Here is an 8001-nt window from a genome sequence, read left to right as displayed (position 1 = left end):
GTTTTTAAGAATGAATACGACAATACGCTTCCGTACATGGAGGCGGAAAGGCTTGGGCTTTATATCCACATTCCATTTTGTGAAAGCATTTGCCCCTTCTGTCCCTACTGTAAAGAGAAGTACGACAAAGAGCGTTGCGATAAATATGTCGACCACTTAATCCGGGAAATTCATCTTGTTGGAAGTCAAAACACAAAAAAGAAGAAGGTAACAAGTCTGTATTTCGGAGGTGGTACCCCGGCGCTTGCCGCGGGTAGGCTGCAGGAAATCATCGATTGCGTAAACGAGCATTTTGTCATTACTGAAGGAATAGGACTGGAATTGCATCCAGACAATGTCACGGTGGAAAACCTGATGACATTGAAAAAAGTTGGAATCACCAAAATAAGCATAGGGATACAGTCTTTCCAGCCCAAATTATTGGGGACACTGGGAAGAGGCAAAACGGATTTCGACGAGGTTTTCAAGGCGCTCAGGGAAATAAATTTTGAAACCGTATCGATGGATTTTATTTTTGCATTGCCCGGACAGACTTTCGATGATCTGAAGGCGGATATCGAAACAGCTTTTTCAAACGGTGCAAACCATGTCGCAATCTATCCTTTCATTGATTTTACGTTTACCGAAAGTGACATCCCGGCCATGAAAAAAACAGAGAAAAGAAAATTGCTGGATGACATAACTCTGCATTGCGAAAGCAAGGAGTATCACAGAGATTCGATCTGGACATTTTCAAAGGACCCATATGCCGGATATTCATCAATGACGAGGGACAATTTTCTGGGTTTCGGGTGCTCGGCTACATCCCTTTTGAGAGGTCAATTCAAAATAAACACATTTTCTGTGGATGAGTACCAAGATAGAATCAACAAGAGACTCGTTCCTACATCACTAACAATACGTTTTACCAAAAGGCAAAGAATGATTTACTATCTGTTTTGGACTGCATATAGCACAAGGATAGATTCCAGTGCTTTCGAACGTTTTTTTGGAGAATCCTTGAAAAAAAAATACGGTTTGGAATTATGGGCAGCCAAGAAATTGGGGTTTGTCACAGATAAAAGCGGAGTTTATCGGATGACTTTAAAAGGGGCATTTTATTATCATTACTACGAAAACTATTACACACTTTCATACATAGACAAAATGTGGGGGATAATGCGGTTAGAAGCTTTTCCGAAAGAGATTCGTTTTTAATGAGATCAGGCAATTGTAATGCGAGCTTTCACAATAACGCTATTGGAATAATTCATAAGGGTAACAAAAAACGGATATGCCGATTCAGCAAGTCGGCATATCCGAAATTTATATTTGAATTATTTCGCTTTCTACAATTCTTCAGTTTCCTTCAGAACCACCGGAGTTCCGCACCATTTATCGTAGTCTGAAGCGATGACGCCGATAACCGCATTCGCCCCGAGACGCGAAGCCTTTTGCTTTAGGTTCGTTAGGCTGGATTCGAATATAGCATCGAAGTAATGGACGATTGCTCTGCCCTTAATTTCAGGAAGTGTTACCGACAACATTTCGGGCGTTTCCTTCTGCTTTTCGCGTTGCAGCTCCTCGTAGCACTTGGGGCAAAGCATCTGTCCATCTTCCATGTACGGGGTTTCGGAAAATTTTATTTTAGTCTTGCATCTGTCGCATTGTTTTGCCATGGTTTTCCTCCTAATTGATGATTTTCTTTATTATAACAAATTAATCTTTGGATTTGATATAATGATAAATATAAATATAAGGAAAAAGGGGAGACTGGCCGTGTATAACTATGTTAAACGCATCTTGAAGGATATTCCGGGACAAACGGGTTTCTACTATAAGAGTCTCGATGGCAGTGAAGTAGTGGCTTTCAACGAGGACAGAATTTTCTATGCGGCCAGTCTCATTAAAATACCGATATTGATAGAGGCTTTTAACAGGGTGCGCATCGGCGATATGGATTTCGACAAAAGATACGATGTGCGAAAGTCGGACAAGGTGCCCTCATGCGGCGCGCTTACATACATGCATGACGGGCTGGAAGTTACACTGAGAGACCTTTGCGTGCTTATGATAATACATAGTGACAATACAGCTGCCAACATACTTATCCGAATACTGGATATGGATAGAATAAATCAGACAATGATAGACCATGAGATTTACATGACTCGTCTGAATAGGCTTCTTTTCGACAAGGAAGCTTCACGCCAAGGGCTTGAAAACATCGTTGTACTCCAAGAGATGGCAAGGCTTTTCGAGGATATGTACAATGGAAGACTTGTTTCTAGAAAGGCATCAATGGAGATGCTGGAAATTCTAAAAATGCAGAGACTTAATCATAAAATACCCCGCATGTTGCCGAAGGGTTTGCCCATAGCGCACAAAACGGGGGACGATGAAGGAATTACCCATGATGTCGGAATCGTATATGCGAAAAGACCCTTCTTTATAGGGTTTGTATCAAACAATACCGATGTTATTGCCATGGAAAACGCCATTGGCGAAATATCAAGATTCGTATACAAAAGGAACTGCTTTTAAAGCAGTTCCTTTTCAATCCAAAGGGTGTATACAATTGCCGATGCAAAGAAAATTATGCTGCGCGATTGGCTTATTTGGAAAAAAGCATAACCGAATGAAAAATAAAGCGCCGCATGTTTTGGGTGTCACCCATCCAAAGCTGCTTTCCGTTTTTGCATATGAATTGTTTGTGCGGGGAATGCTTTGGGAAAGGCCGATAGCCTTGGCCGTAAATGGAATAATACTGATGGTTTTGATGCTTCTATATATTTCGGCCTATGCATTGCATAGAGCATCCGGAGCCGCATCTGCGGGAGCGCTTCTTGCAGGAGAAAGAACAGAAGGCTTCTTGTTTTTCACACTAATGATTTTATTTCTTTGTTTATGGGTATAATAATAAAAGTGTTGCAGTAATGATAGTTCGTACATTCATTCAAAGAGTGGCTGAGATATACAAAAGGTTTCATGAAAAGGGGTGATCCATTGAACGCATACGATTATGACTGCATTATAATTGGAGGAGGAGCCGCGGGTTTATCTGCCGCCTTTACAACCAAAGGTTTTGGAAGAAAAACGGCACTTGTCGAAAAAAATAGAATTGGGGGGGAATGCACATGGATGGGCTGCATTCCGAGCAAAACACTCATAAAGGTAGCAGGCGAGTTTAATGCAGTGAACAATATGGGGGAATTCGGCATTAAAACAGATGAACTTCGAATCGATACAAAATCAGTAATGAAACATGTTAGAGAAACCATAGAACTTGTATATGCAAGCGAAACTCCGGAAAAACTCAATGAAGCAGGAATTGATGTATTAGAAGGTGAAGCGAAATTTGAGGATTCCCACCACTTGAACATAGATGGAGAAACGGTAAGCTTTGACAAGGCAATCATATGTACGGGAACACGCCCCGAAATTCCTTCCGTTGGAGGATTGGACGAAGCGGGAGTTTTGACAAATGAAACCATTTTTGAGCTCGAGGAGTTGCCGAGAAGCATCGCAATAATAGGGGCAGGGGCCATAGCTATTGAAATGGCGCAGGCCCTAAGCCGTTTGGGTATCCGAGTAACAATAATACAAAGGAGTGGGCGGATTCTTAAAAAAGAGGAGCCCGAGCTTTCGGAAATCCTAATGCGTCGTCTCGAAACAGAGGGCGTGAGGTTTGTTTTGAATGCGGAAATCACGAGCGTAAGCGAGAAGCTGGGGCATAAGGTTTTGTCGATCCGCATTCCCGAGGGGGAGGAGACTTTTGAAACCGAGGCCATATTAGTTGCAACCGGCAGGTTTGTCGATTTGAAAAAATTAAATCCCGAAAAAGCCGGAGTAGTCTATGATGGCAAGGGTATAAAGGTGAATGAACAAATGCAAACATCCGTCTCCGGCATATATGCGGCTGGAGATGTAACCGGTCCCTGGCGATTCAGTCACATGGCATACTACCAAGGAATAACTGCGGGAAGGAATGCCTCAATACCGATAAAGAAAAAAATGGACTATTCAACAGTTGGTTGGTGTCTCTTCACCGATCCCGAACTTGCACACCTCGGATTGACAGAAGAAGAAGCACAAGCTAAATGCGGGAAAAAAGGCTGTAGAGTTTTCGTAGAAAAGTATGACAATCTTGACAGAGCGATTACAGACCATACAAAACAAGGATTAGTAAAAGTAATAACAGACAAAAGAGGCAAGATACTCGGAGCCCATATTTTGGGCAGCAGAGCGGGAGAAATAATGCACGAGCTTTCTGTGCTAAAGGGGCTTGATCAACCTTTCTACAAGTTGAACGATATAATACATGTATATCCGACATATTCGGATATTTTAAGAAAGCTTGCCCAAAAGGCATATATTGAAAAGTTGTCTGAGCAGCCCATAATAAAAGGAATGAGGAAGGCGGCTTCCGGAAACAAAAAGGCAATCTCTTCTGATGAAATGGTGGTTGCAAAGCCGATACACAATAAGAAAAATCCCCGGAAAGGAAAAGAGCATGATTAAGAAAAGCAAGAGGATAATAATACTTGCGCTTTGGCCTTGCTGTTCTGGATTGTCTATAAATATACCGAGGGTGGCAGTCGGTTCACACTTGAAAACCTAAAAGAAAACAGGACCATTCTAAAAAACTATGTCAATGAGAACTTCATCAAGACAATTTTGATTTACGGACTGATTTATTAAAAACTGAAGAAAAAGAGGTCGGAATAATGCCGGTAAATGGGCCGAAATACTAGGCATAGGTTTTGCAGAAAATCATTGGTTGCAGAGAAAAATAAATGTTTAAAAGCATTAAATGGCGGTATATATAAAATAAGAGGGAGAGTATCCCTCGAGAATAAGATGATGACCTCTTAAATGAAAATGAACGGTTCGGATACTGTGCATCGATTCCAACAAGATTGGAAAGTGCAACGGAAGTCCGGGCAAAAAACCTTTACCTTATGTAAAGAGTGAACGTTTCGAGCAGTAGCTAAATGTGTTGAACACTAGGATTCGAGCCAATAGAAGAATAGATATCTTCGTTGGCGCATGAGCTTAGCTAGTTTTATGAAGCAAAGAAAGACTTTCCAAATCCTTAAAAAGATCGGAAAATTAAAGTTTGAAGGGTAAGGTGAAGTATAATAACGGAAATACAAAATGCAACATTAAGAGGGACTGATTCTTATTCAGGATGAACCGGACGGCAATTGTTTTAATTGTTATAGTCCGGTTCATTTGTTGCGTTTAAAACAATGGATGTGTACTCTCGCTTTTGATATGATGATAGATATAGACAAAATAAGGGAGAGAGATGATGGAAAACAACACCGTAAATGCAATCGAAAATAGAAGTGAAACTCAAGCAAGCGGGGAACGAAACGATTTTCTAAAAGTTTTGGCATGCATATTCATGCTTATAGATCACGTCGGGTACATGTTTTTTCCACAATTCATAATACTTAGGGTTGTCGGTCGTTTGGCATTCCCTATTTTTGCATATGGAGTAGCAATGGGTTATCGAAAAACATCCAACCTCGGAAGATACATGAAACGCTTGGCTGTTTTTTCCTTGATTGCGCAAGTTCCGTACATTTGGTTTTCGCCCGGGAATCTCAATATAATGCCCACTTTGCTTGTTGGACTTTGGGTGGTTTGGCTGCATGAAAATGGAGGTCGCTACGGGTTTGTTTTGGCCGGACTGCTGGTTGTGACGGGAGACATACTTCACTTGCAGTATGGATCATATGGATTGATGATGATCTGGATATTTTACATTTACAGTGAGAGAAAGGGGATACTTGCTCTCGCTTATGCCGCGATGTCGATTTTTTTTGCATGGGCTTACGGATGGCCGTTTTCCATGGTTATGCAATTATTTAGCATTGGAGCGCTTCCGTTCATATTTGCCGATTGGAAAGTGAAACTTAGAGTTAACCGCTACTTCTTCTATGCCTTCTATCCGGGACACATAATCATATTGCTTCTTATAAGGATGCTTATTAGTGGAAAGTAGAAAGGAGAAAGTAGTAAGTGGAAAGAGGAAAGTAGAAAGGAAAAGCAAAAAGCAAAAAGCAAAAGATTGAAAACAGTAGAACGTGAAACTTAGAATGTGTAAAGGAAAAGATAAAATGCTGACATCTGATTTAGCTGGAAAGGAACAAGTAAGCCTTGAGGCGAAAAATTAGTTGATTTGGGATATGATTTATTTCTTATGTCTTTGTATTTTGTACTTGTTTTTACTTTTGACTTTCTACTTTCTACTTTATACCATATTGGGCGCAATCGCAATTTATTGCGATTGCGCCCAATATGGTATAATAATAAAAATGCTTGGAGGTGCTCCAATGAAAATGATTACAGTCATTATACACGATGAGGATTCCAAGGAATTACTTAAAAAACTGAATGAAAAGGAATTTGGAGTAACTAAGCTCGCATCAACCGGAGGATTCCTGCGTTCAGGCAACACCACTCTATTGATAGGAGTTTCGAAAGAACAGGTAGATGAGGTGCTTGAAATGATAAAGGTAACATGCAAAAAACGTAGACAATTAACCACAACAGCCCCGGTCGGAGCCAATACAAGCAATTTTGTGGTCTTGCCCTTGGAGGTTACAGTTGGCGGAGCAACAGTCTTTATAACCGATGTAGAGCATTATGCGAAATATTGAAAGGAAAATCCATGGCATATAGAAATCTCACAGGCCATGAAATGGTTAAAAATTATCTTAAAAAAGCCCTATTTAACGGGGTTCTTTCCCATGCATATTTTTTTGAGGGGCAATCAGGGGTCGGCAAGTTTGAAATGGCGAAGGAATTTGCAAAGGCGGTCAATTGCCAGGAAGTAAGTGGCGAGGCTTGTGATGCGTGTCTCAGCTGTCGAAAGGCGAATCTGGGCAACCATCCTGACATAATTGTGATTGGTCCCGACGGAAGAAGCATAAAGAACGAGCAAGTTAAGGCTATCCAGACGGAAATGCATCTTAAGCCCTATGAAAGCCGCAGAAAGGTATTTATAATAGACAGTGCCGATACAATGACCCCGCAGGCGCAAAACAGTTTGCTGAAGGTTCTGGAAGAGCCTCCGTCTTCGTGTCTTGTAATTCTCGTTAGCGCAAATGCTGCAGGCCTTCTTCCGACAGTGAAGTCACGCTGTCAAAAACTGCATTTCGACGGAAATGAGAGTGGAATCTTGCCATCAGCAAATATTGAAGGTTTGACGATTGGCAAGGCCCGGGCAATTGATGAGGGCTTCCGGTTTGCTGGGGATTGTCTGACGGGAGACATAAAATCCATGCTGGAGTCTTCCGAAGCATTGTCAAAGTTGGACCGCGGGGAGTGCTTGAACAACCTTTCAGTGATTTTGACCTGTTTTAGAGACTTATCCGTCTATAAAGAGACAAAGAACGGAAAATTTATCGTCAATCATGATAAAATTAACGATATAATAAACTTGGAATGCAAAGCGGACGGAAAAGCCTTCTATAGAATTGTCGAGGCCTTGATGGATGCAATAGAGGAAATTAATAGAACTGTAAACCAGCAGATGGCCGTGGACCATCTGATTCTAAAAATACAGGAGGCGCTGCAATGATAAAGGTGGCTGGAATAAGATTCAAGGAAGTGGGCAAGATATATTATTTTGACCCGGGTGAATTTGAAATAGAGCAAGGACAAAGCGTAGTAGTTGAAACCGTAAGGGGTATAGAGTACGGAAAAGTTGCTATAGGTTCAAGGTTCGTGCCTCAAAAAGAGGTGTATCAACCGCTTAAAAAGATCTTGAGAATAGCGACGGAGGAAGACGATAAAAAGAATGAAGAAAATAAGAAGCAGGAAAAAGAAGCGTTTGAGCTTTGCCAATGCAAAATAGAAAAGCACAAACTTGAAATGAAATTAATCGATGTCGAATTCACATTCGACAACAATAAAATAATATTTTATTTTACAGCCGATGGAAGAGTGGACTTCAGGGAATTGGTAAAGGATTTGGCGTCTGTTTTTAGAACACGAATTGAGCTTAGG

Annotated in this window: 9 protein-coding genes; 8 read left to right on the top strand and 1 reads right to left on the bottom strand. The window is 41.1% G+C overall.

Annotation, left to right across the window (positions count from 1 at the left end; all coding sequences use genetic code 11):
- Positions 1 to 1197 (top strand): radical SAM protein (locus tag JJE29_08555; GenBank protein MBK5252665.1); only part of this gene is annotated, 1197 nt, incomplete at its 5' end.
- Positions 1198 to 1328: 131 nt separating this feature from the next.
- Here JJE29_08555 and JJE29_08550 read toward each other — a convergent pair.
- Positions 1329 to 1658 carry a hypothetical protein gene (locus JJE29_08550; protein MBK5252664.1) on the bottom strand — a complete coding sequence of 110 codons (330 nt, stop codon included), beginning with the start codon at positions 1656 to 1658 and terminating at the stop codon, positions 1329 to 1331.
- 100 nt (positions 1659 to 1758) lie between these two features.
- Between JJE29_08550 and JJE29_08545 the strand changes: the two genes are divergently transcribed.
- From JJE29_08545 to JJE29_08515, 7 genes are all read left to right on the top strand, one after another.
- A complete protein-coding gene (locus JJE29_08545; protein MBK5252663.1) occupies positions 1759 to 2523 on the top strand; it encodes a serine hydrolase in 765 nt (254 codons plus the stop codon).
- Between the two features lie 94 nt (positions 2524 to 2617).
- Positions 2618 to 2896 carry a hypothetical protein gene (locus JJE29_08540; protein ID MBK5252662.1) on the top strand — a complete coding sequence of 93 codons (279 nt, stop codon included), beginning with the start codon at positions 2618 to 2620 and terminating at the stop codon, positions 2894 to 2896.
- Positions 2897 to 2967: 71 nt separating this feature from the next.
- On the top strand, positions 2968 to 4500 hold the full coding sequence (locus JJE29_08535; GenBank protein ID MBK5252661.1) for an FAD-dependent oxidoreductase: 1533 nt from the start codon (positions 2968 to 2970) through the stop codon (positions 4498 to 4500).
- A 793-nt stretch (positions 4501 to 5293) separates the two neighbouring features.
- Positions 5294 to 5992 carry a hypothetical protein gene (locus JJE29_08530; GenBank protein ID MBK5252660.1) on the top strand — a complete coding sequence of 233 codons (699 nt, stop codon included), beginning with the start codon at positions 5294 to 5296 and terminating at the stop codon, positions 5990 to 5992.
- A gap of 331 nt (positions 5993 to 6323) precedes the next feature.
- Positions 6324 to 6650, top strand: a complete 327-nt coding sequence (locus JJE29_08525; GenBank protein ID MBK5252659.1) for a cyclic-di-AMP receptor — start codon at positions 6324 to 6326, stop codon at positions 6648 to 6650.
- Between the two features lie 11 nt (positions 6651 to 6661).
- Positions 6662 to 7573, top strand: a complete 912-nt coding sequence (holB, locus tag JJE29_08520) for a DNA polymerase III subunit delta' (protein MBK5252658.1) — start codon at positions 6662 to 6664, stop codon at positions 7571 to 7573.
- Positions 7570 to 8001, top strand: a 432-nt coding sequence (locus JJE29_08515; protein MBK5252657.1) for a stage 0 sporulation protein, incomplete at its 3' end; no start/stop codon positions are given. The genes holB and JJE29_08515, both read left to right, overlap by 4 nt.

It is taken from the genome of Peptostreptococcaceae bacterium, from assembly GCA_016649995.1.
In the GTDB taxonomy this organism is placed as follows: domain Bacteria; phylum Bacillota; class Clostridia; order Peptostreptococcales; family BM714; genus BM714.
This window is presented reverse-complemented; position numbering and strand designations above follow the sequence as displayed.

Coding starts and splice junctions, on each gene's coding strand:
- JJE29_08550 (MBK5252664.1), bottom strand. CDS start 1,658: ATGGCAAAACAATGCGACAGATGCAAGACTAAAATAAAATTTTCCGAA.
- JJE29_08540 (MBK5252662.1), top strand. CDS start 2,618: ATGAAAAATAAAGCGCCGCATGTTTTGGGTGTCACCCATCCAAAGCTG.
- JJE29_08535 (MBK5252661.1), top strand. CDS start 2,968: ATGAAAAGGGGTGATCCATTGAACGCATACGATTATGACTGCATTATA.
- JJE29_08530 (MBK5252660.1), top strand. CDS start 5,294: ATGGAAAACAACACCGTAAATGCAATCGAAAATAGAAGTGAAACTCAA.
- JJE29_08525 (MBK5252659.1), top strand. CDS start 6,324: ATGAAAATGATTACAGTCATTATACACGATGAGGATTCCAAGGAATTA.
- holB (MBK5252658.1), top strand. CDS start 6,662: ATGGCATATAGAAATCTCACAGGCCATGAAATGGTTAAAAATTATCTT.